General features: G+C 66.6%; 21 protein-coding genes. 3 read left to right on the top strand and 18 right to left on the bottom strand.

Features of this window, described 5'->3' with window-relative positions:
* The first annotated feature begins 62 nt into the window (after positions 1 to 62).
* Both map and ppgK read left to right on the top strand, forming a co-directional pair.
* Positions 63 to 941: a type I methionyl aminopeptidase gene (gene map, locus AC5RWU_RS03770; protein ID WP_494029383.1), complete on the top strand. Its 879-nt coding sequence runs from the start codon at positions 63 to 65 to the stop codon at positions 939 to 941.
* Positions 942 to 985: 44 nt separating this feature from the next.
* The gene (gene ppgK, locus AC5RWU_RS03765; protein ID WP_494029384.1) at positions 986 to 1,801 is read left to right on the top strand and encodes a polyphosphate--glucose phosphotransferase; all 816 of its coding nucleotides are present in this window, start codon (positions 986 to 988) and stop codon (positions 1,799 to 1,801) included.
* Positions 1,802 to 1,816: 15 nt separating this feature from the next.
* Here ppgK and nrdR read toward each other — a convergent pair whose 3' ends face one another.
* Both nrdR and hisD read right to left on the bottom strand, forming a co-directional pair.
* Complete coding sequence (gene nrdR, locus AC5RWU_RS03760) at positions 1,817 to 2,317, bottom strand: transcriptional regulator NrdR (protein WP_494029385.1); 501 nt, start codon at positions 2,315 to 2,317, stop codon at positions 1,817 to 1,819.
* Positions 2,318 to 2,426: 109 nt separating this feature from the next.
* Positions 2,427 to 3,791: a histidinol dehydrogenase gene (hisD, locus tag AC5RWU_RS03755; protein ID WP_494036905.1), complete on the bottom strand. Its 1,365-nt coding sequence runs from the start codon at positions 3,789 to 3,791 to the stop codon at positions 2,427 to 2,429.
* Between the two features lie 179 nt (positions 3,792 to 3,970).
* Between hisD and AC5RWU_RS03750 the strand changes: the two genes are divergently transcribed.
* Positions 3,971 to 4,501 (top strand): flavin reductase family protein, encoded by a 531-nt coding sequence (locus AC5RWU_RS03750; RefSeq protein ID WP_494029387.1) that lies wholly within the window; start codon positions 3,971 to 3,973, stop codon positions 4,499 to 4,501.
* A gap of 6 nt (positions 4,502 to 4,507) precedes the next feature.
* Here AC5RWU_RS03750 and dnaE read toward each other — a convergent pair whose 3' ends face one another.
* The 16 genes from dnaE to AC5RWU_RS03670 form a co-directional block, all read right to left on the bottom strand.
* Positions 4,508 to 8,041 carry a DNA polymerase III subunit alpha gene (dnaE, locus tag AC5RWU_RS03745; RefSeq protein ID WP_494029388.1) on the bottom strand — a complete coding sequence of 1,178 codons (3,534 nt, stop codon included), beginning with the start codon at positions 8,039 to 8,041 and terminating at the stop codon, positions 4,508 to 4,510.
* A 23-nt stretch (positions 8,042 to 8,064) separates the two neighbouring features.
* The gene (locus tag AC5RWU_RS03740; RefSeq protein ID WP_494029389.1) at positions 8,065 to 8,991 is read right to left on the bottom strand and encodes an RluA family pseudouridine synthase; all 927 of its coding nucleotides are present in this window, start codon (positions 8,989 to 8,991) and stop codon (positions 8,065 to 8,067) included.
* Complete coding sequence (gene lspA, locus AC5RWU_RS03735) at positions 8,984 to 9,589, bottom strand: signal peptidase II (protein ID WP_494029390.1); 606 nt, start codon at positions 9,587 to 9,589, stop codon at positions 8,984 to 8,986. The genes AC5RWU_RS03740 and lspA overlap by 8 nt, the downstream gene beginning before the upstream one ends.
* A 133-nt stretch (positions 9,590 to 9,722) precedes the next feature.
* Positions 9,723 to 10,466 (bottom strand): DivIVA domain-containing protein, encoded by a 744-nt coding sequence (locus tag AC5RWU_RS03730; RefSeq protein WP_494029391.1) that lies wholly within the window; start codon positions 10,464 to 10,466, stop codon positions 9,723 to 9,725.
* Between the two features lie 158 nt (positions 10,467 to 10,624).
* Positions 10,625 to 10,915, bottom strand: a complete 291-nt coding sequence (locus tag AC5RWU_RS03725) for a YggT family protein (RefSeq protein ID WP_494029392.1) — start codon at positions 10,913 to 10,915, stop codon at positions 10,625 to 10,627.
* Between the two features lie 34 nt (positions 10,916 to 10,949).
* The gene (locus AC5RWU_RS03720) at positions 10,950 to 11,477 is read right to left on the bottom strand and encodes a cell division protein SepF (RefSeq protein WP_494029393.1); all 528 of its coding nucleotides are present in this window, start codon (positions 11,475 to 11,477) and stop codon (positions 10,950 to 10,952) included.
* 89 nt (positions 11,478 to 11,566) lie between these two features.
* Positions 11,567 to 12,334: a YggS family pyridoxal phosphate-dependent enzyme gene (locus tag AC5RWU_RS03715; RefSeq protein WP_494029456.1), complete on the bottom strand. Its 768-nt coding sequence runs from the start codon at positions 12,332 to 12,334 to the stop codon at positions 11,567 to 11,569.
* Positions 12,331 to 13,059 (bottom strand): purine nucleoside phosphorylase YfiH/LACC1 family protein, encoded by a 729-nt coding sequence (locus tag AC5RWU_RS03710; protein WP_494029394.1) that lies wholly within the window; start codon positions 13,057 to 13,059, stop codon positions 12,331 to 12,333. The genes AC5RWU_RS03715 and AC5RWU_RS03710 overlap by 4 nt, the downstream gene beginning before the upstream one ends.
* 93 nt (positions 13,060 to 13,152) lie before the next feature.
* Complete coding sequence (gene ftsZ / locus AC5RWU_RS03705) at positions 13,153 to 14,448, bottom strand: cell division protein FtsZ (RefSeq protein ID WP_494029395.1); 1,296 nt, start codon at positions 14,446 to 14,448, stop codon at positions 13,153 to 13,155.
* Positions 14,449 to 14,754: 306 nt separating this feature from the next.
* Positions 14,755 to 15,585: a cell division protein FtsQ/DivIB gene (locus tag AC5RWU_RS03700; protein ID WP_494036904.1), complete on the bottom strand. Its 831-nt coding sequence runs from the start codon at positions 15,583 to 15,585 to the stop codon at positions 14,755 to 14,757.
* A 367-nt stretch (positions 15,586 to 15,952) separates the two neighbouring features.
* A complete protein-coding gene (murC, locus tag AC5RWU_RS03695; protein WP_494029397.1) occupies positions 15,953 to 17,401 on the bottom strand; it encodes a UDP-N-acetylmuramate--L-alanine ligase in 1,449 nt (482 codons plus the stop codon).
* Complete coding sequence (murG, locus tag AC5RWU_RS03690) at positions 17,398 to 18,513, bottom strand: undecaprenyldiphospho-muramoylpentapeptide beta-N-acetylglucosaminyltransferase (RefSeq protein ID WP_494029398.1); 1,116 nt, start codon at positions 18,511 to 18,513, stop codon at positions 17,398 to 17,400. The genes murC and murG overlap by 4 nt, the downstream gene beginning before the upstream one ends.
* Positions 18,510 to 19,814, bottom strand: a complete 1,305-nt coding sequence (ftsW, locus tag AC5RWU_RS03685) for a putative lipid II flippase FtsW (RefSeq protein WP_494029399.1) — start codon at positions 19,812 to 19,814, stop codon at positions 18,510 to 18,512. Before ftsW ends, murG begins: the two co-directional genes overlap by 4 nt.
* Positions 19,814 to 21,370 carry a UDP-N-acetylmuramoyl-L-alanine--D-glutamate ligase gene (gene murD, locus AC5RWU_RS03680; protein WP_494029400.1) on the bottom strand — a complete coding sequence of 519 codons (1,557 nt, stop codon included), beginning with the start codon at positions 21,368 to 21,370 and terminating at the stop codon, positions 19,814 to 19,816. The genes ftsW and murD overlap by 1 nt, the downstream gene beginning before the upstream one ends.
* Positions 21,367 to 22,473 (bottom strand): phospho-N-acetylmuramoyl-pentapeptide-transferase, encoded by a 1,107-nt coding sequence (gene mraY / locus AC5RWU_RS03675; RefSeq protein ID WP_494029401.1) that lies wholly within the window; start codon positions 22,471 to 22,473, stop codon positions 21,367 to 21,369. The genes murD and mraY overlap by 4 nt, the downstream gene beginning before the upstream one ends.
* On the bottom strand, positions 22,470 to 23,948 hold the full coding sequence (locus AC5RWU_RS03670; protein WP_494029402.1) for a UDP-N-acetylmuramoyl-tripeptide--D-alanyl-D-alanine ligase: 1,479 nt from the start codon (positions 23,946 to 23,948) through the stop codon (positions 22,470 to 22,472). The genes mraY and AC5RWU_RS03670 overlap by 4 nt, the downstream gene beginning before the upstream one ends.
* Positions 23,949 to 23,951 lie beyond the last annotated feature (3 nt).

Below are 23,951 nucleotides of genomic sequence, written 5' to 3'. Positions count from 1 at the left end.
CTTGGGGCCGGTAGCTTGGGCCGCTGGCCACGGACGGTCGCTGCGGCTATAAGATCGATACTATGCCTCAGAATGTCGCCAGTGCACCCCTAGGAACCCTGGTACAGGGCACGGTGAGCTCCGTGCTCCCCGTACCCGACGCCATCAAACGGCCGGAGTACGCCTGGAAACCTGCACCGGGGAAGTTCACCGGCTCCGAAGTCAAGTCCGCGGAAACCATCGAGAAAATCCGCATCTCCAGCAAGATCGCCGCCCAGGCGATCGTCGAGGTTGGCAAGCACATCCGGCCCGGCGTCACCACGGACCAACTGGACCGGGTATGCCACGAATTCCTGCTGGACCACGGAGCCTACCCCTCGACGCTGGGCTACCGCGGATTCCCGAAATCGCTGTGCACCTCGGTCAACGAAGTCATCTGCCACGGCATCCCGGACGACACCGTCCTGAAGGACGGGGACATCATCAACCTGGATATCACCGCGTACAAGAACGGCGTCCACGGCGACACCAACTTCACTTTCCTGGTCGGGGAGGTGGATGAGGAATCGAGGCTGCTGGTGGAACGCACCCGGGAGTCCCTGAACCGGGCTCTGAAGGCGGTGGCTCCCGGACGGGAAATCAACGTCATCGGCCGCGCCATCGAATCCTACGCCAAGCGCTTTGGCTACGGAGTGGTCCGCGATTTCACCGGCCACGGCGTCGGAGAAGCCTTCCACACCGGCCTGATCATTCCCCACTACGACGCCGCACCGGCCTACAGCCGGGTCATGGAGGCGGGCATGGTCTTCACCATCGAGCCGATGCTCACCCTCGGCACCATCGAGTGGGACATGTGGGACGACGACTGGACCGTGGTGACCCGCGACCGCAAGCGCACGGCACAGTTCGAGCACACTCTGCTCGTGACCGAATCCGGAGCCGAAGTGCTGACCCTGCCTTAGCGCCGGACCGGATGTCCGACGCCCCGACGACCTACGGAGAGACCATGGCTAATGACCAAAAGAAGGATGCCGGCAAGGAAGGCAAGAAGTCCTTGATCGGGATCGACATCGGCGGCACCGGCATCAAGGGCGGTATCGTCAGCCTCAAGTCCGGCAAGCTGGTGGGCGACCGGTTCCGCATCGATACCCCCAAGCCGGCAACCCCCGAGGCAGTCGCTGAGGTCCTGGCCCGCATCACGGCCGAGCTGGACTCCCGCGACAAAGCTCCGGCGCCGGATTCCCCGGTCGGCATCGACTTTCCCGCCATCATTTCCCATGGCGTGGCGTACTCGGCCGCCAATGTGGATCCGTCCTGGATCGGAACGGACGTGGACCGGCTCTTTACCGAACGCCTTGCGCGTCCGGTCCAGGTCATGAACGACGCCGATGCCGCCGGCCTGGCGGAGGTCCGGTATGGGGCCGGGCAGGGAATCGACGGGACGGTGCTGGTGATCACCCTGGGAACCGGCATCGGATCGGCATTCATCTTCAATGGACAGCTGGTGCCCAATGCCGAGCTCGGCCACCTGGAACTGGACGGCTTCGACGCCGAACAGAAGGCCTCAGCCTCCGCCCGCGAACGGGAAGACCTTGGCTGGGACGACTACGCCAAGCGCCTGCAGCGGTACTTCTCCCACCTGGAATTCCTCTTCTCCCCCGAACTCTTCATCGTCGGCGGCGGCATTTCCAAACGCAGCGAGGACTTCCTGCCCAAGCTGCAGCTGCGCACGCCGATCGTCACCGCCGAGCTGCGGAACAACGCCGGGATCGTAGGGTCGGCGCTGCAGGCGGCGCTGACCTTCGGCCACCTCAAAAATTAATACGGCCGAGCCGGGCTACTGGGCGGTGAGCCGCCGCTGGACGCCGGTCGGTGCCTGGCCGGCCGCCGCATCGGCCTGCTCGCGGAGCTGGGCGATCGCCTTCTCGAAGTCCTCGAGGGAATCGAAGGCCTGGTAGACGCTGGCGAAGCGCAGGTAGGCGACCTGGTCCAGTGTTTGCAGCGGTTTCAGGATCGCCAGGCCGATCTCATGGGCGTCGATTTCCGCCACGCCGCTGGCCCGGATGGTCTCTTCGACTTCCTGGGCCAGCATGGCCAGGTCGTCATCGGTCACGGGCCTGCCCTGGCAAGCCTTGCGCACGCCGTTGACGACCTTGGCCCGACTGAAAGGCTCGCTGACGCCCGAGCGCTTGATCACACTAAGGCTTGTCGTTTCCACGGTACTGAACCGGCGTCCGCACTCCGGACACTGGCGGCGGCGCCGGATCGAGGAACCATCGTCGGTCAGGCGGCTGTCCACCACACGGGAATCCGGATTGCGGCAAAACGGGCAGTACATTATTCTCCCCTTTGCTCGCCTGTCGCCGGATACGGATACTTCATCGTAGTGCCGGAAGGTGCGGAATTACAACCATGTGACTATCATGTGCGCCGCCGGACCCTCGACCCTAGCTGAAGCGGACGTTGATCGCGTCACCGTGGGCCGGCAGGTCCTCGGCATTGGCGAGGCTGACGATGTGGCCGTGCAGTTCCTGCAGGGCGGCCTTGTCATAGTTGATCACCTGGATGGCGCGCAGGAAGGTGGTCACGTTCAGTCCGGAGGCGAAGGCCGCCGTACCGCTGGTCGGCAGCACGTGGTTGGATCCGGCACAGTAGTCGCCCAGACTAACCGGGCTGTAGTTGCCGACGAAGATCGCGCCGGCATTGCGGATGCGGGCGGCGACGGCGGCTGCGTCCTCGGTATGGATCTCCAGGTGTTCGGCGGCATAGGCGTCGCAGACGGCGATGCCCTGCTCCAGCCCATCCACCAGAACGACGCCGGACTGCTGCCCGGCCAGCGCGGTTTCGACGCGTTCCCGGTGCTTGGTCAGCGCAACCTGGGATCCGAGTTCCGCCCGCACGGCGGCAGCCAGGTCCTCGGAGGCGGTGACCAGGACGGATCCTGCGTTCGGGTCGTGCTCGGCCTGGCTGATCAGGTCGGCGGCCACCAGACGGGGATCAGCCGTGTCGTCGGCAAGCACGGCGATCTCCGTCGGCCCGGCTTCGGCATCGATCCCGACAACACCCTTGACCAGCCGCTTGGCGGTGGCCACAAAAACATTGCCCGGACCGGTGATGACGTCGACCGGATCGATGCCCCCGGCCTGGCTGTCCGCCGGCGCGGGAATCCCGTAGGCAAAGGCAGCAATGGCCTGCGCTCCGCCGATGGCATAGACCTCGTCGATGCCCAGCAGCGCGGCGGCGGCCAGGATGGTCGGATGCGGCAGCCCGCCGAAATCCTTCTGCGGCGGCGAAGCAAGGGCAATGGAGCCGACGCCGGCCGCCTGCGCGGGGACGACGTTCATGACGACCGAGGACGGGTAGACGGCCAGTCCGCCAGGAACGTAGAGGCCGACGCGGGCAACCGGGACCCACTTATGCGTGACAGTCGCACCCGGAGCGATGTCGACGTCGACATCGGCCGGCCGGTGCGCCGAAGCAAAGGCGCGTGCCCGTGCGATGGATTCCTCCAGTCCCGCACGCACTGCCGGATCCAGCTCCTCCAGGGCCTCGGAGATTGCCTGCACCGGTACGAGCGGATGGTCCTGCTGCACGCCGTCGAACTTGGCGGCCAGTTCGGAGAGGGCCTCGAAGCCCCGCGCCCGCACGTCGGCGATGATCTCTTCCACGGCCTGCGAGGCTACGTCGAAGGTGGTTTCCGCCCGCGGCATGGCCGCCTTCAGCTGTGCCGTGGTCAGATGCCGGCCACGCAGGTCGATGGTGCGGAAAGCGGAAAAGGCAGTGTCAGTCTCGGTGGAAGTCACGCCTTCCATTGTATGTCCCGTCCTGCGCGTCCCGTCCTGCACGTCCCGCACCTGAATGTCCCGCCTGCAGGACAGTCCAGCATGACTTAATGGTTCATAAACCGCACCGCGGCCACCCGCGGACATACCGTGGAGGAAGAGGACATCATGCCTCCCCAAAGTTCAGCCGAACGACATGGAGCAGCACCGTGAGCGCGTCAACAGCCGGCATTTCCCCCGAGCCCATCGGGCCCGGCGAACACTTCGACACCTTCCGCGAGGTCTTCCGCCGCCATGCGGCCGGCGTGGCGATCATCACGGCTTATCTTGACGGCAAACCCTATGGCTTCACGGCGACCTCGCTGGCCTCCCTCTCCGCCACCCCGCCCAGGTTCACCTTCAACATAGCGCAAACCAGTTCCTCGTGGCCGGCGATCGCGCGCGCAAAATTCATCGGTGTCCACGTTTTGGGCCTGGAGAACCAGGAACTGGCGGACCGTTTTGCCCGCACCAAGGATCGCTTCGAGGGCAGTCACTGGCTGCTGGGCGAACATGGCGTTCCGGTCCTGAAGGATGTGCCCGGTTGGCTGATCGGCCGCATCGAGGCACGCTTTCCCTTCGACCAGAATGCCGTCGTCGTGGCCCAGGTCGTCGGCGGTCAGATCAGCGGCTACACCACGCCGCTGCTGTACCACTCGGGCCAGTACAGCCGGCCGGCGCCGCTGGAATACGAGATCTAGCGGCGCCTACGCGTCGAGGCAGGCCGGGCCGAGCAGCACCTTCAGGTCTCCGAAGAGCGACGGCGTCGGATTGACCCTCAGATCCACGCCGAGCTTCATCAATTCGATCTTCCGCGCGCTGTTGAGCCGTACATGGACCTCGGTGGTTCCCGGATGAGTGCGCAGCACCTCCCCGAGCGAGGTCACCACGGCTTCGGTGGCCTTGTGGTTGGCCATGGAGATGACCACGGGACCCGAATGCCCCTCGCTCAGGTCGGGGACCGTCAGTTCCTGGGCGTTGAGCGTCACCGCGCCGTCGTCCCGGCGCTGAAGCCGGCCACGGATGACCACGATCAGGTCTTCGGCCAGCACCGTCGCGATCGGAGCGTAGGCCTGGCCAAAGAACATGACCTCCATCGAGCCGCCGAGGTCTTCCACTTCCGCACGGGCGTAGGCGTTTCCGCTGTTCTTGGCAATCCTGCGCTGCAGCGAGGTGATCATGCCGGCGATGGTGACGATGGCGCCGTCGGCCGGTCCTTCCTCGCTGATCACGGAGGTGATGGACAGATCCGCGTGCTGGCTCAGGATGCCGTCGAGGCCCTGCAGCGGATGGTCGGACACATACAGGCCCAGCATGTCGCGCTCGAAGGAGAGCTTGTCCTTCTTCTCCCACTCCGGCAGGTCCGGGACTTCCACGCTCAGGCCTGCCCCGGCATCGGCATCATCGAAGGCGCTGAACAGATCGAACTGATTGGCGGCCTCATTGCGCTTGAGCACGACGACCGAATCGACGGCCTCTTCATGAATCATCGCCAGGGCGCGGCGCGGGTGTCCCAGGGAGTCGAAGGCACCGGCCTTGATCAGCGATTCGATGGTCCGCTTGTTGCAGACGACGGCGGGCACCTTCTGGAGGAAGTCGCTGAACGAGGTGAAATTGCCCTGCTCCTCGCGCGCACCCACCATGGCATGGACGACGTTGGCGCCCACGTTGCGGATGGCCCCCATCCCGAAGCGGATGTCCTTGCCGACAGGGGTGAAGTTGAGCGCCGATTCGTTGACATCCGGCGGCAACACAGTGATGCCCATGTGCCGGCACTCGTTCAGGTACATGGCCAGCTTGTCCTTGTCGTCGCCGACCGAGGTCAGCAGCGCGGCCATGTATTCCGGCGCGTAGTGGGCCTTCAGGTAGGCCGTCCAGTAGGACACCACACCGTAGGCCGCCGAGTGCGCCTTGTTGAACGCATAGTCGGAGAAGGGCAGCAGGATGTCCCAGAGGGTCTTGATCGCGGCCTCGGAGTAGCCGTTGTCCTTCATGCCCTGCGAGAAGCCCGCGAACTGCTTGTCCAGCTCCGCCTTCTTCTTCTTGCCCATGGCGCGGCGCAGAATATCCGCCTGGCCCAGCGAGTAGCCGGCCAGTTTCTGCGCGATCGCCATGACCTGTTCCTGGTAGACGATCAGGCCGTAGGTTCCACCCAGGATGTCCTCGAGCGGTTCGGCCAGCTCCGGGTGGATCGGCACGATTTCCTGCAGGCCGTTCTTGCGCAGCGCGTAGTTGTTGTGCGCATTGGCGCCCATGGGGCCGGGACGGTACAGCGCCAGCACGGCGGAGATGTCTTCGAAGTTGTCCGGACGCATGAGCTTGAGCAGCGAACGCATCGGCCCGCCGTCGAGCTGGAACACCCCCAGTGTGTCACCGCGGGCCAGCAGTTCATAGGACGCCTTGTCGTCCAGGTCCAGGTCCTCGAGGACCAGGTCGATGTCCCGGTTCAGCTTGATGTTCTCCAGCGCGTCCGTGATGATCGTCAGGTTGCGCAGGCCCAGGAAGTCCATCTTGATCAGGCCGAGGCCCTCACACGTGGGGTAGTCGAACTGGGTGATGACCTGGCCGTCCTGCTCGCGGCGCATGATCGGGATGATGTCGATAAGCGGCTCGGAGGACATGATGACGCCGGCGGCGTGGACGCCCCACTGGCGCTTCAGGCCTTCCAGGCCGAGGGCGGTTTCGAAAACCTTCTGCGAATCCGCGTCCGACTTCAGCAGCTCGCGCAGCTCCTCCGCTTCGCCGTACCGCTTGGCCTCGGTGTTGTGGACGTCCGCCAGGGCGATGCCCTTGCCCATCACATCCGGCGGCATGGCCTTGGTGAGACGCTCGCCCGTGGAGAAGGGATAGCCCATCACGCGCGAGGCGTCCTTCAGGGCTTGCTTGGCCTTGATCGTGCCGTAGGTGACGATCATGGCCACGCGCTCGTCGCCGTACTTGTCGGTGACGTACTTAATGACCTCGGGGCGGCGGCGATCGTCGAAGTCGACGTCGAAGTCGGGCATGGACACACGGTCCGGGTTCAGGAAGCGCTCAAAGATCAGGCCGTGCTTGAGCGGATCCAGGTCGGTGATGCGCATGGCGTAGGCGGCCATGGAACCGGCACCGGAGCCACGGCCCGGACCCACCCGGATGCCGTTGTTCTTGGCCCAGTTGATGAAGTCGGCAACCACCAGGAAGTAGCCAGGGAAGCCCATCTGGGTGATGACGCCGATTTCATACTCGGCCTGCTTGCGGACCTCGTCCGGGATCCCGTTCGGGTACCGGTAGTGCAAGCCCTTCTCGACTTCCTTGACGAACCACGACTCCTCGTTTTCGCCGGGCGGGCACGGGAACCGAGGCATGTAGTTGGCACTGGTGTTGAATTCGACATCGCAGCGCTCTGCGATCAGCAAAGTGTTATCGCAGGCTTCCGGATAGTCGCGGAAAATCGCCCGCATCTCCTGCGGGGACTTGAGGTAGAACTCGTCGGCGTCGAATTTGAACCGCTTGGGATCCGCCAGCGTCGACCCGGATTGCACGCACAGCAGGGCGGCGTGTGCCTTGGCGTCCTCGGCGTGCGTGTAATGCAGGTCGTTCGTGGCGACCAACGGCAGGCCCAGGTCCTTGGCCAGCTTGATGAGGTCCGCGTGGACCCCGCGCTCGATGTCCAGCCCGTGGTCCATCAGCTCGCAGAAGAAGTTTTCCTTGCCAAAGATGTCACGGAAGTCCGCTGCCGCCTGCCTGGCTTCCTCGTAGAGCCCCAGGCGGAGCTTGGTCTGCACCTCGCCGGAGGGGCAGCCGGTGGTGGCAATCAGTCCCTTGCCGTAGGTTTCGAGCAGTTCGCGGTCCATGCGCGGCTTGTACAGGTACCCTTCCAGCGACGCCAGCGAGGACATCCGGAACAGATTGTGCATGCCCTCGGTACTGGCGGACCAGAGCGTCATGTGGGTGTAGGCGCCGGCGCCGGAGACGTCGTTGCGGCCGCCGTCGCCCCATTTGACACGGGTCTTGTCCTGCCGGGCGGTACCCGGAGTCAGATAGGCTTCGACACCGATGATCGGCTTGATCCCGGCGTTGCGGGCCTTGCTCCAGAAGTCGAACGCGCCAAAAACGAAACCGTGGTCGGTCGTGGCCAGCGCGTTCATGCCGAGCTCTTCGGTGTGGCTGAAAAGGTCGGTCAGCCTGGCCGCGCCGTCCAACATCGAGTATTCGGTGTGGTTATGCAGATGGACAAACGATTCATGAGTTGCTGTAGCCACCGAACCATTCTAGGCGCTGCCGCCTACACTTCGCCGGACGACAGGCTGTCGAGAGCGAACTGCAGGTCCGCCGGGTACCTGCTCACGTATTCCACCCACTCCCCCGTCCGGGGGTGGGCAAAGCCGAGCCGGTGGGCATGCAGCCACTGCCGGGTCAGGCCCAGATCCGCGGCGAGCCGGGGGTCCGCCCCGTACGTAAGGTCGCCTGCGCAAGGATGCCTGAGCGCGGCGAAATGGACGCGGATCTGGTGCGTGCGTCCGGTTTCCAGATGCACTTCGACCAGCGTCGCCTTGCCGAAGGCCTCGATCACTTCGTAGTGCGTGACGGACGGCCTGCCGTCCTCCACGACGGCAAACCTCCAGTCGTGGCCCGGATGGCGGCCGATCGGCGCATCGATGGTACCGGTCAATGGATCCGGGAGTCCCTGCACCAGGGCGTGGTAGACCTTGTCGACCGTGCGTTCCTTGAAGGCCCGCTTCAGGACGGTATAGGCCTGCTCGGTCTTGGCCACCACCATCGCGCCGGAGGTACCGACGTCGAGCCGGTGCACGATACCGGCCCGTTCCGCAGCACCCGACGTCGAGATCCGGTAGCCTGCTGCGGCCAGGGCCCCCACGACGGTCGGACCCACCCAGCCCGGGGAAGGATGGGCGGCCACGCCGACGGGCTTGTCGATCACCACGAAGGATTCGTCGTCGCCGAGGATCTTCAGATCCTCCACGGCTTCGGGGACGACCTCCAGCGGATCGCGGCGCTCCGGGATCTGCACGTCCAGGACCGCGCCTGCAACGAGGCGGTCGGACTTGGCGACCCGCCGGCCCGCAGAGCTGACGTTGCCCTCGGTGCACAGCGTCGCTGCCGCGGAGCGGGAGATGTCCAGCAGCCGCGCCAGCGCCGCATCCGCACGCTCGCCCGCGGCGGTTTCGGGCACGGTCAGGGATTCACGCATGATCGCCGTCCGGCCCTTCAGCAGACCTGTGCGGGGGGCTTTCTGCGGCGGCCTGCTTGCCGTCCACGCCGATGCCGCGCAGGGTCAGCACACAGATGAGGATGACGGCACCGACCACGGCCGAGTCGGCAATGTTGAAAACTGCGAAATTCGGCAGGGCGATGAAGTCGACGACGTGACCCAGGCCGAAGGAGGGTTCCCGGAACAACCGGTCCGTGAGGTTGCCCAGCGCACCCCCGGCCAGCAGGCCGAAGGCGATGGACCACCACACGGAACCCAGCCGCCGCGAAAGCCAGAAGACCACCAACGGGACAACGGCCTGGACGATGGTGAAGACCCAGGTGAAGTCCGAGCCGATCGAAAAGGCGGCCCCCGGATTGCGGATGAAGTGCCAGCTCAGTACGGGCGGCAGTACCGGGATGATCTGTCCCTCGGTCATCGTTCCCACGACCCACCATTTGGTGAGCTGATCAAAGAGGTAGGCAAACGCCGCACAGCAGGCCATCACCGTTAGGTACTTGGCCCGGCCGGTACGGTGCTTCGGTCCCGCACCGGCCGTCGGTTCGGGTGCGGCTGAGGCCGCTGGTTGATCAGTCATCGCGCTTTCGTTCTCGCAGGGGGGGGACAAGTCCTGTTCCGATTATCGCGGACGCAGGAACGGGCAAAGGCCGGCAGCCGGGTAAGTCCCGGCCACCGGCCTTGCAGTCCGGAGCCGGGCTCCGGACCGGAAGTCAGGACGATGCGGTCTCCGTGGCGACGGTACCGCGGGCATCCAGATCGCGCAGCTGGCCTTCGATGTAGGCCTTCAGACGCGAACGGTAGTCGCGTTCGAAGCCGCGCAGCTGCTCCACCTTGCGCTCCAGGACAGCCTTCTGCTGCTCCAGGGCGCCCAAGGTCTTGCGGCTCTTTTCCTGCGCATCGTTGATCAGCCCATTGGCCTCGGCCTGGGCTTCGGCGATGATCTTGTCACGCTGTTCAATACCGGCATTGACGTACTCGTCGTGCAGCTTCTGGGCCATGGCCAGCACACCGGCCGCTGATTCGGCTGTCGCTGCGTGCGTGGACTGTGCTGCAGGGGCGGCGGCAGCGGCAGGCGCCGCCTTGGACGATCCGGTCTTGGACTCTTCCGCCCGGGCCGCCTGGGCGTGGGACTCTTCGGCCTTGGGTTCCGCAGCCTGGGGCTGGGCCTTGGACGCTTCGGCCTTGGTCTCGGCCTTGGTCTCGGCCTTCGTCTCGTTCTTGACAACTTCGGTCTTGGTACTGGCGGCTACGGGCGCCGGCACGGCGGTGTTCTTCTGCTGGCCGCCGGTTGCTTCCACCAGCTTCTTGCGCAGCTCCTCGTTTTCCTGGTTAAGGCGGCGCAGCTCCACGACGATCTCATCGAGGAAGTCGTCCACCTCATCCTGGTCGTAGCCTTCCCGGAACTTCGTAGGCTGGAACCGCTTGTTGACAACGTCTTCTGGCGTCAGGGCCATCTGGTCACCTCATCTGGATTCTGTCGGCGGCGGCCACCGTCTTCAGGCCGGCACCGCGGTACCGATTCCGAACGGCCAGCCCCTTGGGAACCAGGCCGTTCGTGTCTAGCATCGCTTCACTCTATAACTTTTCGGTTCGCCGGGACGAACCGGAAGTCCTATCTGGACAGCCCACCCAGAATGGCCAGCAGGATGCTCGTGGCCAGCCACAGTACGAGGAATGCGAGGTCAAGGGAGATCGATCCGATGCGCACCGGCTTGATGATCCGCCGAAGTGCCCGCAGCGGCGGGTCGGTGATCGAATACACCACGTGCGCCAGGACCAAGGCGATTCCGCGCGGACGCCAGTTCCGTGCGAACATCTGCACCACGTCGTAGACCAGCCGGATAATCAGCGCGAACTGGAACAGGAGGACCAGCAGATACAACAGTGCAAACAGGACATTCATGCAGTGGCCCCGTCACATGCAGCGGTGGCCGGCACTAGCTCTGGTTGAAGAAGCTGGTCTGGGACTCACTGGCTTTCTTGTCGTCCCCCAGGACCTCGACGTACGACGGCGACAGCAGGAAGACCTTGTTCGTTACGCGCTCGATGCTGCCGTGCAGTCCGAAGACCAGGCCGGCGGAGAAATCGACGAGCCGCTTGGCGTCGGCCTCACCCATGTCCGTGACGTTCATGATTACCGGAATACCGTCGCGGAAGCTTTCACCGATGACCTTGGCGTCATTGTAGGAACGCGGGTGGACCGTGGTGATCTGGCGCAGGCCGGAGACATCTTCGCGGGAGGAGGGTGCACGCTTGATCGGGGTCACCGGGGCCCTGTACTCCTCTGCCTGCACGGGCTTGGCAGGCGCGGGCTGGGCGGGTTCCGGGCGGCGCTCTTCGCGGTCGTAATCCACGGGTTTGTCCTCATTATTCTTCGGTGCAATATGGTGTTCGTCTGACTCGTAGTGCTCGTCACCGTCGGCGAGCCCAAGATAGATCATTGTCTTGCGCAGTGCGCCAGCCATAGGTAGCTCCTATCGTGTCCTGTTCGGCACGGTTGTCTGCCGGGTGGCCGCCGGGCGTCCGGAAAGCCTAAATATCTCCAGCACTGACGCTATCGTAAAGGCGGCCGGGGGCCGAGGACATCTGAGCCGACACGCAGGTGTGTCGCACCGGCCAGCACCGCTTCCTCCAGGTCGCCGCTCATCCCGGCCGAGATGTCCGTTGCCGCCGGGTAGCGCGCCTGGACCTGGGCCGCAAGCGCCGCGAGACGGCCGAAGGCCGCTGCAGGGTCGGCCCCCAGTGGGGCAACGGCCATCAGGCCGCCGAATTCAAGCCCCTCGGCAGCATCGATCAGCCCGGCAAGGGCCAGCACATCAGCAGGGTCCGCGCCTCCGCGCGCTGTCCCGTGGTGGCTGGCGTCGTCACCGTTCTCCGCTGAACGGTCCTCCAGATCCACCTGGACCAGGCAGCGCAGCGCTTCCCTGGCTGGCAGACCTTCCTCGCTCCGGCGCTGCTGCTCGTTCTTCATCGCCTTGGCCAGGGCCTTGACCAGCGGCCCGCGGTCCACGGAGTGGACGGCGTGGGCATACCGGACCACCGATTTTGCCTTGTTGGTCTGCAGCTGCCCGATGAAATGCCATTCGAGGTCCAGCCCCGACAGTTCCTCAGCCTTCGCTGCGGCCTCCTGGTCACGGTTCTCCCCGACGCTGCGGACCCCGAGCCCCGAGAGCAGAGCGACGTCGCTGGCTGGAAAATATTTAGTGACAACGATCAGTTCCGGCTCCGGCCGTCCGCCCGGGCATTGGGCGGCCGCGGCGCGGACGCGTTCCCGGACAGCTTCCAGCCGTTCGGCCAGTTCGTTGCGCCGCTCCGGCCTCATGACTGCCACACCAGCCCGGCGAAGCGGCCCGCACGGCTGTCCCTGCGGTAGGAAAAGAGGGATTCGTTTTCCATGGTGCAGCCGGGGATCCTTTCGACCGTGACGTCCAGGGAGGCAAGCTGATGTTCGACGCCGGCAGGCAGGTCCAGCGCGGGCGTCCCCCAGGAGGTGGTCGAGTGCAGCGCCGGCAACGCCGCCGCGGCAGCATGCTGCATCTGCTCGGGCACTTCGTAGCAGTTTCCGCAGACGGCCGGACCGATCCAGGCCCTGACGGCACCGCCGCCGCGGGCGCGCACGGCCGCCATGGTATTGGCGATGACTCCGTCGAGCAGGCCCCGCCTGCCCGCATGCGCCACCGCCGTCACGTAGCTGCCGCCTGTTCCCGCGGCAAGGACCACCGGCACACAATCGGCGACCAGTACCGCAAGCGGCCGGCGGCCGGATGCGGAGACCATGGCGTCGGCTTCAGCCCCGGGTCCGGAGTCCGGGCCGGAGGCAGACGCCTCCGCCCCCGCTTCCTCGGCCGCGAACCGGACCGTGGCGGAATGGACCTGGTTCATGAACGCGAGGGAGCCGGGCTGGATGCCCATTTCCCGTTCCAGCCCACGGCGGTTCGCCTGCACCCGCGCTGCATTGTCCGGCACATGCAGGGCGAGGTTGCCGGCTGCCGTGCTGGTGAATCCCGCCCACAGGCCGTCGTCGACCTGTTCACGCCACCAAAACACCCTCAATACCCTCGCATGATTCTGTCTAGTCCCCTCCGCCGGCATGCCGGCGGAAGCCGGGGCCCGTCAGGGCCCCGTACCTGGATTTACTGCTTACTTAAGGAAGTCCGGCACATCCAGATCATCGGAACGGCCCGACGAAAGGTCCGGTTCGACCACGGCAGGCAGCTCGACGTCGAAGCCGGCATCAGCGGGCAGGGGGGCGTGCTGCTGCTGGCGCTGCGACCAGGTGTTCCGCCCGGCCGAGGAAGGTGCAACTGCCGGCACCGCCGGAGCGGAGATGCTGCCGGCCCCGTAGCCGCCGCCCGGACGCTGGGCCGGAACCTGATTCGGAACCTGGTTGGGCCGGCCCTGGCCGGAACCGAAGCCGCCCTGCTGGCCCGCGGAGCCTCCCTGCGGCGCATGCTGCTGCCCGGCTGCAGGATTGGCCTGCGACGTGACGTCCACCTGGTCGAAGCCGGCGGCGATGACCGTGACCCGCGCTTCGTCGCCCAGGGCGTCGTCGATCACGGCACCGAAGATGATGTTCGCCTCCGGGTGGGCTACTTCCTGGACGAGGCGTGCGGCCTCGTTGATCTCGAACAGGCCCAGGTCCGAACCGCCCTGGATGGACAGGAGGACGCCGTGGGCACCGTCGATCGAGGCTTCCAGGAGCGGCGAGGCAATGGCAAGCTCGGCAGCCTTGACGGCCCGGTCCTCGCCGCGGGCGGAGCCGATGCCCATCAGGGCCGAGCCGGCGCCCTGCATCACGGACTTGACGTCGGCGAAGTCGAGGTTGATCAGGCCCGGGGTGGTGATGAGGTCGGTGATGCCCTGGACACCGGACAGCAGGACCTGGTCGGCGGAACGGAACGCATCGAGCATCGAAACGTTGCGGTCACTGATGGACAGCAGGCGGTCGTTCGGGATGACAATCAGGGTGTCGACTTCATCGCGCAGGGTGTCGATGCCGCTTTCGGCCTGGTTGGACCGGCGGCGGCCCTCGAAGGTGAAGGGACGGGTGACAACGCCGATGGTCAGAGCACCGAGGGAACGGGCGATGCGCGCGACCACCGGAGCACCGCCGGTGCCGGTACCGCCGCCTTCACCTGCCGTGACGAACACCATGTCGGCGCCGCGCAGGACTTCCTCGATTTCCTCAGCGTGGTCCTCGGCAGCCTTGCGGCCCACCTCAGGATCCGCGCCTGCCCCAAGTCCGCGGGTCAGTTCGCGGCCAACATCCAGCTTGACGTCGGCATCACTCATAAGCAGAGCCTGTGCGTCTGTATTGATGGCGATGAACTCCACCCCGCGGAGCCCCACCTCAATCATTCGGTTGACGGCGTTCACGCCACCGCCGCCGATGCCGACGACCTTGATGACGGCCAAGTAATTCTGCGGTGCTGCCACGTCCTGTGTCCCTTGTTCGAATCTGTGCACTGACCAAAAACCGGCTGATCCGAAACCCATCGCCCCGGTCAAACCTTCACCTGCGCAACCTTAACCCTCAACTTTAGGGTTAGAGTTATGTCAAGTAACTTCTTATTGAGACGCTATGGGGACCGGCACTTTCATGCAATGACCCGCACAGCGTGTCGGTTTATTCTACGTAATTTCATCCGCCTGCCCGAAACCGGACCAGCGGGCGCCGAAGGGCAGGCAGAGGTTCACTCCTGTGTTTCCGTTCCTGTTCCACTGATCCCGTTTGCCGGGCCGCTACCGCGTGACCGGCCGGGACGGCGCGCTAATATCATAGACCTCAACCGGCACCTCCCCCTCCGGGGCGGCCAGCAGGGCTTCGAGCACGCGGGCCTTCAGGTCGTTGCCCTCCGCATTGCCCCAGACGATCTTCCGGCCGCCCGTCAGCTTCAGCTCAACGGAGTCTTCGGTTGCCGCCGACGCGTGCTCCAGCTGGGCCAGGACGGGCGCCGGCAGCGCCGCAAGGACATCGGTAATCGTCGAAAAGACCGCGCCGTCAGTCGCGGCCGCACCGCCGTCGATCAGAGGGAGCCGGGCGCTTTCGCGGTCCGGAACCTCCGCCAGTTGGGTTCCTAGCCGGTCGATCAGCACGAACCGATCACCGTCCTGCAGCACGGCCACGGGTACGCGTTCGCGCACCTGGACCAGCAGGGTCGAGGGCGGCTGCGCAACGACATCGATCTCGTCCACAGGCGGCAGGGAATCCAGCAGGCCCTGCACCCTTCCTTCGTCCACCTGCGGCAGCGGAACGCCTTTGAGCGGCTCCAGCGCAGCGTTCACCTGGTCCGAGGCGGCCAGCACGTTGCCTTCCACCACGATGGTCTTGACGGCAAGCAGCGGAGAAAACACGACCGCGGCCAGCAGGCCGGCGATCACGGCGACAGCAGCGGATCCCCACACCAGCCACCGGCGGCGCCGGCGCCGGCCGGGCGGCTCCGGGAATGCCAGCACGGTTGCCCTGGCACCCGGCGTTCCGGCGGGTCTCCCCTCCGCGCCCCCGTGGGCCTCAACACCGGCCGGCACGGCCTCCGGCTTGCTGCGCCGCACGAGCCCAGCCACCCCCCGCACGCCGGCACTCCGCGCGCCTGCCAGGCGGGCACGGGCGCTCCGGGCGCCGGTCTTCCGGGCGGCTGGCTTCCGGAAACCCATCCTCCAGGCGCGCCCCGGCGAACCGGCATCGCCGTCCGGGCCCGGCGCATCCGGCACGGCCGTCCCGTCGGGGAGTGCCCTGGTCGCTGAGATGACCGCATCTTCCTGTGGCCGGCTGCCTGGCCTGGTAACCGGACCGTGGTCCGATTCCGGCGCGCGCACGGTCGCGCTGATCTCCTCATCGGCGGTCGCTGTCCGTGACAGGTCCGCAGGAACGCCCCGCGCCTTCTGCCGCGCGGATGCCTGCCCGGGCGCCACAGAGGGAACCGAAGGCTTTCGGGGCCTGCTAGGCGCCATCGCCCACTCCTGGCGTCAGGGCGGAGCCGGCTTGCTTCTGCCGCAGCAGATCCACCAGCATCGGACCGTACTGGGTAACGTCGCCCGCCCCGACGGTCATGATGATGTCTCCGTTCCTGGCCCGGCGGACGATCTGCTCCAGCGCCTCCGCGGGCTCCGCTTCGTAGCCGCCGGGGCGTTCCAGCCGGGACGTGATCATTTCGCTGGTCACTCCCGGAATCGGGTCTTCCCGCGCCGGATAGATATCCAGGACGGTGGCCGAGTCCGCCACCTCAAGGGCAGCCGCGAATTCCTGGGCGAACTGCCGGGTCCGGGAAAACAGGTGGGGCTGGAAGAGCACATGCACGTTGTGGCCGCCAGCCACCGAGCGGGCGGCACGCAGCGCCGCGAATACCTCCGTGGGATGGTGGGCGTAATCGTCGAAAACACGCACGCCGGCGCCTTCGCCCCGGAACTCGAAGCGACGTGCCGCTCCGGAGAAGGCTGCCAGGCCTGCCGCTGCCCGGGCCGGGTCCACGGCAAGTTCCAGGGCCACTGCAAAGGCCGCGGCCGCATTGAGCACATTGTGCCGGCCGGGCACCGCCAAGGGCAGCTCCTGCTCGGCTGGTTCCCCGTCGAGCGTGAACAACAGCCGACTGAGGCTGGCGCCCTCGGCCTCCTGCGTCTGCGAAATCCGCAGATCCGCCGTGTCCGCATAGCCATAGGTACGCACGCGCTGCCGCCCGCCGGCCCGGGCCACCAGCGCGGCTGCTCCGGGATCGTCCGCACAGGCGATGAGCACGCCTTCGGCCGGCAGCAGTGCGACGAACCGGTCGAAGGAGGCATGGACAGCCTCGGCTGATCCGTAGTGGTCCAGGTGGTCCGCTTCGACGTTCGTGACCACGATGATCTGAGGCGAATAGTTCAGGAAGGAGCCGTCCGATTCATCGGCCTCGGCGACGAACACTCCGCCGGTACCCAGCGCCGCATTGACGCCCAAGGCAGCGACGTCCCCGCCGATGGCAAAGGACGGATCCGCCCCGGCGGCCTGCAGCATCACGGTGACCATCGCCGTCGTCGTGGTCTTGCCGTGGGTGCCCGCCACTGCCACCAGCTGCTGGTCCCCCATGGCGGCGGCCAGCGCCACCGAACGGTGGATGATGCGCATGCCGGCCGCGCGTGCGGCGGCCAGTTCGGGATTGTCGGCGCGGATTGCCGTTGAGACCACGACGGTGTCCGCTCCGCTGACGTGCCCGGCATCATGGCCGACGAAAATCCTGGCGCCCAGCTCTTCGAGGGCGCGCAGTCCGGGCGAATCCTTGGCATCCGACCCGCTGACGGCCAGACCCCGCGCGAGCATAATGCGGGCGACCGCGGACATGCCGGCGCCGCCCAGGCCGATGAAATGGATCCGGCCAAGATCCGCCAGGGCAGGCCTGCCCCGTCCGGTGTCCGTCATTGCTGTCCCCGTTCCTGTTCGGCGGCCTCGAATACCAGCTGTGCCATCCGCCGGTCCGCATCCCGGATCCCGAGGCGCGTGCCGGCGGCGCTCATCGCCGCAAGCCGGTCCGTATCCTGCAGCAGCGGCAACAAATGACTGCGGACCCATTCTGCGCTAAAGTCCTCGTCCGCCACCAGTACAGCTCCCCCGGCGTCCACCAGCCCGGCGGCATTGAGCGCCTGTTCCCCGTTGCCGTGCGGCAGCGGAACCAGGACGGCGGGCAGCCCGACGGCGCTGACCTCGCAGACGGTGGCCGCTCCGGACCGGGCCAGCAGCAGGTCGGCGGCCGCGTAGACATCCTCCATCGCGTCCACGTATTCCACCTGGCGGTATCTGGCCGCCGCGGCCGGCCGGCCGGCGTCGTCCAGCAGCTGCTTGCCCCGTCCGGTGATGTGCAGGACCTGGACCCCGGCGGCGGACAGCTCCGGCAGGGCCGCTGCAATGGTGCGGTTGATGCTGGCCGCCCCTGACGACCCGCCGGTGACGATCAGCGTCGGCAGGTCCGGCTCCAGCCCAAGCTTCTTGCGGGCGTCCGCCCGGTGCGCTGTCCGGTCCAGCTGCGCGATGGCCGGACGCATGGGCATGCCGACCCAGCGGGCGTGCGGCAGCTTGGTCCCCTGGAAGGCGACCGCCACGAAGCGGGTCAGCCGCGCACCCACCCGGTTGGCCAGGCCCGGCCGGGCATTGGCCTCATGGATCACCAGCGGCAGCTTCCGCCGCCAGGCGGCGATGTACATGGGGGTGCAGACATAACCGCCGACCCCCACGACGACGGCGGCCCGGGCGCTGTCCAGGATGTCACCGGCCTGCCGCACGGCCCTGGCGAACCGGAACGGCAGCTTGAACAGGTCGGCGGAAGGCTTGCGCGGCAGCGGCACACGGTCGATGGTGACCAGCTCATAGCCGGCGGCAGGAACCAGCCGGGTCTCCATGCCGCTGGCGGTTCCGACGGCGAGGACCGATGCGGCGGGCTGCCGGTCTCTGATGGCGTCGGCGATGGCCAGCAGCGGGCTGATGTGCCCGGCTGTGCCACCACCGGCAAGGACAACGGACACGGAGGTCTCGGTCATGGAGCGGCTGTTTCACTTTCTCTGGCAGGGCTGGACTGACGCTGGGACAGGTACTTCCGAAAGCGGCCCGGCTTCGCGGCAGTGCCGGCTTCCCGGGGGCGGGCGAAGGCAAGCAGGACTCCGACTGCGGCCAGCGTGAAGGTCAGCGCGGATCCGCCGTAGGAGATGAACGGCAGCGGCACGCCGATGACCGGCAGCAGGCCGGTGACCATGCCGATGTTGATGAAGGCCTGGCCGATGATCCAGACCAGCAGGGCGGCGGAGAGAATCCGCACGAAGCCATCTTCCTGACGCAGGGTCATCCGCATCACGGCCACGGCGAAGAGCCCGAAGAGGGCCACCACGACCAGGGTCCCCACCAGTCCGAGTTCTTCGCCGATGATCGTGAAAATGAAGTCGTTGTGGGCTTCCGGGATCCAGTTCCATTTCTGCCGGCTCTGCCCCAGCCCCACGCCCAGCCAGCCGCCGGAGGCCAGGGCGAACAAGCCGGCGTTGGCCTGGTCGCAGAGCCCGGCGCCGCAGTCGGTGCCCAGCCAGGCGCTGATGCGGCTGGACCGGTTGTCGCTCAGGAGGGACATGCCCGCGGCGACGACAGCCGCCGCGCCGCCGCCCAGCAGCAGCAGGCGAATAGGGGCACCGGCAAAGAAGAGAGCCGCGGCGAGGATCAGCATCAGGATCATCGCCGTGCCAAGGTCCCGGCCCAGCAGGACCATCCCGATCACCAGCCCGCCCAGGGGAAGGACCGGGACGACGGCGTGCCTCCAGTTCCCCAGCAGCGTCGCCTTGCGGGACAGCACGGCTGCGCACCAGAGCGCCAGTGCCAGTTTGGCCGGTTCCGACGGCTGCATGCTGAAGCCGCCGATCTGGATCCAGTTCTTGTTGCCGTTGATCTCCTGGCCGATGAGCAGCACCAGGAACAGCAGCACGATGGCCACACCCAAGGCAGGCCATGCGAGCCGCTGGTACATCCGCAGACTGAACCGGGACAGGACGAACATGGCCACCAGCCCGCCGACGGCCCACATGCCCTGCCTCAGGAAGAGCGAGAAGGACGACGTGCCGTCGGCGATGGCTTCCACCGATGATGAAGAAAGAACCATCATCAGGCCGATGGCAGTCAGGGCCAAAGCCGATCCGAGGATCATGTAGTAGCTGGAGCCGCTGTCCTTCCTGCCGGATCCTTCGAACAGGCGCCACAAACGCAGCAGGAAGGCCCCGGCACCCGTGGCCTTGGCTGCCCGGCCGCGCTTGCCGGACGACTCCGGCACGGACACCCGATGACGGGAGGGCGTGGTCACCATTAAATCTCCTTGGCGGTCTGCTCCTGCCCTTCCACAAGCCGGCGGACCGCTTCGACAAAGGCTTCCCCGCGGTGGGCGTAGGAAGAGAACTGATCCATGGAAGCTGCCGCCGGGGCCATCAGCACCGTGTCGCCGGTTCCGGCGATCCGAGCTGCCGCGGCCACTGCCAGCGCCATGATCCTGTCCCCGTCCAGCGGTGACAGCGGACCATCGGCGGCTGCCTGCACCTTTTCAGTGTCTCCCGCGGCTGCCTCGATCACGGGAACATCCGGTGCGTGTCGCTCCAGCGCCTCCAACAGCGAGGCGTTGTCGGTACCGATCAGCACCACGGCCTTGAGCTGTTTGGCGTTGCGGCTCACCAGCTCGTCGTACGCCACGCCCTTCGACAGGCCACCCGCGATCCAGACGACTGAGGGGAAAGCCTGCAGCGAGGCATTGGCCGCGTGGGGATTCGTGGCCTTGGAGTCGTTGATCCACCGGACGCCGCCGGCCTTGGCGACGAGCTGGATGCGGTGGTCGCCGGGAAGGTAGCTCCGCAGCCCCTCGCGCACCGCTGCCGGCTCGACGCCGTAGGCGCGCACCAGCGCGGCCGCAGCCAGGGCATTGGCCACCATATGGCGCGGTGCCGTCTCGCCCAGGTCCGCCAGCGAGGCGAGCTCAGCCGCTGAATCCCGGCGCTGTTCGATGTAGGCCCGGTCCACCAGCAGGTTCTCCACGGTTCCGAGCATGCTGATGGCAGGCATGCCGGTGGTGAAGCCGATGGCCCGGCAGCCCTCGACGACGTCGGCTTCCTCCACCATGTGCTCGGTTTCCGGGTCGTCAACGTTGTAGACGCACGCGACCCGGGTATTGGCATAGACCTTGGCCTTGTCCGCCAGGTAAGCATCATAGGAACCGTGCCAGTCCACATGGTCCTGGGCGACATTGAGGCAGACACTGGCCAGCGGTGACAGGGACTCGGACCAGTGCAGCTGGAAACTGGACAGCTCCACCGCGATCACGTCATAGCCCAGCGGATCGCGGATCGCGTCAAGGATGGGAGTGCCGATATTGCCCGCGGCGATGGCCCGCAGTCCCGCTGCGCGCAGCATGGATTCGGCCATGCCCACGGTGGTTGTCTTGCCGTTGGTGCCCGTGATGGTCAGCCACTCCGCCGTCCGGCGGCCCTGGCGCTGCCGGACCCGCCAGGCCAGTTCCACGTCGCCCCAAATGGGAATGCCTGCTTCTGCTGCCGCGGCCAGCAGCGGCTGGTCCGGGTTCCAGCCAGGTGAGGTCACCACCAGTTCGGGCGGGGCACCGTCCACCGGGGGCAGCCTCCGGGCCGCCTCGCCGCCCAGCAGCACGGCGGCGGCGCCCACGATCTTCAGGGTGTCCGCCTTGGCCAGGTTTTCGTCGCTGTCCTTGGCATCAACGATGACGACCCTGGCACCGAGTTCGATCAGTGTGTCCGCAGCCGAAAAACCGGAGGCTCCGATTCCGGCCACGACCACGCGCAGCCCGGCCCAGTCGGAATCCCACGTAGTCAGTCCGGCCAGCCGTGAATCCGCTTCGTTCATTGCCCGATCACCCAGTCCCCGTAGAACAGGCCGACGCCGACGGCGACGCACAGCCCAGCGATGATCCAGAAGCGTACCACCACGGTAACTTCCGCCCAGCCCTTGAGTTCGAAGTGGTGCTGCAGCGGCGCCATCTTGAAGACGCGTTTGCCGCCGGACAGCTTGAAGTAGCCGACCTGGATGATGACCGAGAGCGTGATCAGCACGAACAGTCCGGCCAGGATCACCAGCAGCAGCTGGGTGCGTGAGAGGATCGCGAATCCGGCGATGGCGCCGCCGATGGCGAGCGAACCGGTGTCCCCCATGAAAATCTTGGCCGGTGAGGTGTTCCACCACAGGAAGCCGATCAGGGCACCGGACAGGGCGCCGGCGAGCAGCGCGAGGTCCATCGGATCACGGGTTTCGTAGCAGACAGCGCTGTCGAGGTTCGGCAGTCCGCAGGTCTGGTTCGCCTGCCAGATCCCGATCAGCATATAGGCGCCGAACACCATAACCGCAGCACCCGCGGCCAGTCCGTCCAGGCCATCCGTCAGGTTCACGCCGTTGGTCGCGGCAGTGACGATCAGGTTGGACCAGATAATGAAGAGGATGGCCCCGGCCACGGTCCCGGCCACGGCCAGGTCCAGCGGAGTGTCCCGGACGAACGAAATGGCGGTGGACCCGGGCGTCCGCCCCGCCTCGTTCGGGAAGTTCAGGGCCAGGATCGCGAAGACGACACCCACGGCGGTCTGCAGGATGATCTTCGCCTTGGCGTTCAGGCCCAGGCTGCGCTGCTTGGAAATCTTGATGAAGTCGTCGAGGAAGCCCACCAGGCCCATCCCGACCGCCAGGAACAGCAACAGCAGCCCGGATATTGACGGTCCCGGCGAGTCCGGATTCATCAGCCAGACCAGCAAGTGGGTCAGGCCATAGGCGGCCACGACGGATGCCAGGATCACCGCCCCGCCCATGGTGGGCGTGCCGCGTTTGGTGTGGTGCGCCGTCGGACCGTCATCGCGGATGAACTGGCCGTAGCCCTTCTTCACCAGCAGCCGGATGAACAGCGGGGTGCCGACCAGCGCCAACACCAAGGCCATGGCCGAACCGATAAGCAATGCGATCACAGCTGTGCCCCTCCGTCGGCGCGCCGGGCAATACGGTCCCCCAGGAAGCGGAGACCGGCGCCGTTGGATGACTTGAACAGGACCAGATCCCCGGGCTGCAGCTGCTCCTCGAGCAGCGCGGCGGCAGCGTCGGCGTCGTCCACGTAGACCGATTCGTTGCCCCAGGAGCCTTCCAGCACGGCAGCGTTGTGCATTGCTTTGGCGCCGGCGCCGACCACCACCAGCCGGGAAATATTCAGGCGCACGGCGATCCTGCCCAGCGCATCGTGCTCCAGGACCGAATCCTCGCCCAGTTCCAGCATTTCCCCCAGGACGGCCCAGGTGCGGCGGTCCTGGTCCCGGCCCAGTTCGGCCAGTGTGCGCAGGGCGGCCCGCATCGACTCCGGATTGGCGTTGTAGGCATCGTTGATGACGGTGACACCGTCGGCGCGCTCGGTGCGCTCCATCCGCCAGCGGCTGACGGGGCCCTGTCCGGTCAGCGCAGCAGCAATGTCCGCGCCAGGTATCCCTGCCGCGTAGGCAGCGGCGGAGGCTGCCAGCAGGTTGGCCACATGGTGGCCGCCGATGAGTCCGGAGTCGACACGATGGGTGGAACCGTCCGGCAGGACCAGCTCGAACCCGGGATGCCCCTCTGCGGAAGTGGACAGATTGGCTGCCCGGAGGATGCTGTCGGCGCGCCTCGGCGGCGCCCCGCCTGGCAGCTCGAAGTCGGGCGCAGCGGTGAAATAGAGCCGGGTCGCTTGGGTGCGTGCGGCCATCGCCAGCACGCGCGGATCGTCCGCGTTCAGTACTGCCGTACCTCCGGCGGCCAGCGCCTCCACCAGTTCGCCCTTGGCCTGGGCAATATTCTCCACGCCGCCGAATTCGCCGGCATGCGCCGTTCCGACGCCGAGCACCACGCCGACGTCGGGCTGGACCATCCGGGCCAGGTAGTCGATGTGCCCGATGCCTGTGGCTCCCATTTCCACGACCAGGTAGCGGGTACCGCGGTCCGCGCGGAAGATCGTCAGCGGCACGCCCACCTCGCCGTTGTAGGAACCGATCGGTGCCACGGTTCTTCCATGGCGGGCCAGGATACCTGCCAGCAGATCCTTGGTGGTCGTCTTGCCGGCGGAGCCGGTGATGCCGACGACGGTCAACTCGCCTTCAGCGCGCAGCCGGCGGACGATTTCCGCTGCCAGTTCGCCCATGGCCAGCACTGCGTCCGGCACCTGGATGCCTGCAAAGACCCGGCCGTTGCGGTCCGTGACCTCGCGCTCCACAAGCGCAAGTACGGCCCCGGCCTCGAAAGCCTTCGCGACGTAGTGATGCCCGTCCGACTGCTCGCCGGGCTTGGCAATGAACAGCCCGCCGGGTTGGATTTCCCGCGAGTCGGTAGTGGCGGACGCCACGGTCACGGACGGGGAGCCGGCGGCCTCGCCAATGAGGCGGCCGCCGGTGATTTCAGCAATCTCTGCTGCGCTTAGTTCAATCATGTC

Source organism: Arthrobacter sp. B0427-1-12 (assembly GCF_059092905.1).
The sequence above is the reverse complement of the archived record's forward strand: the minus strand, read 5'-3'. Positions and strand labels throughout refer to the sequence as shown.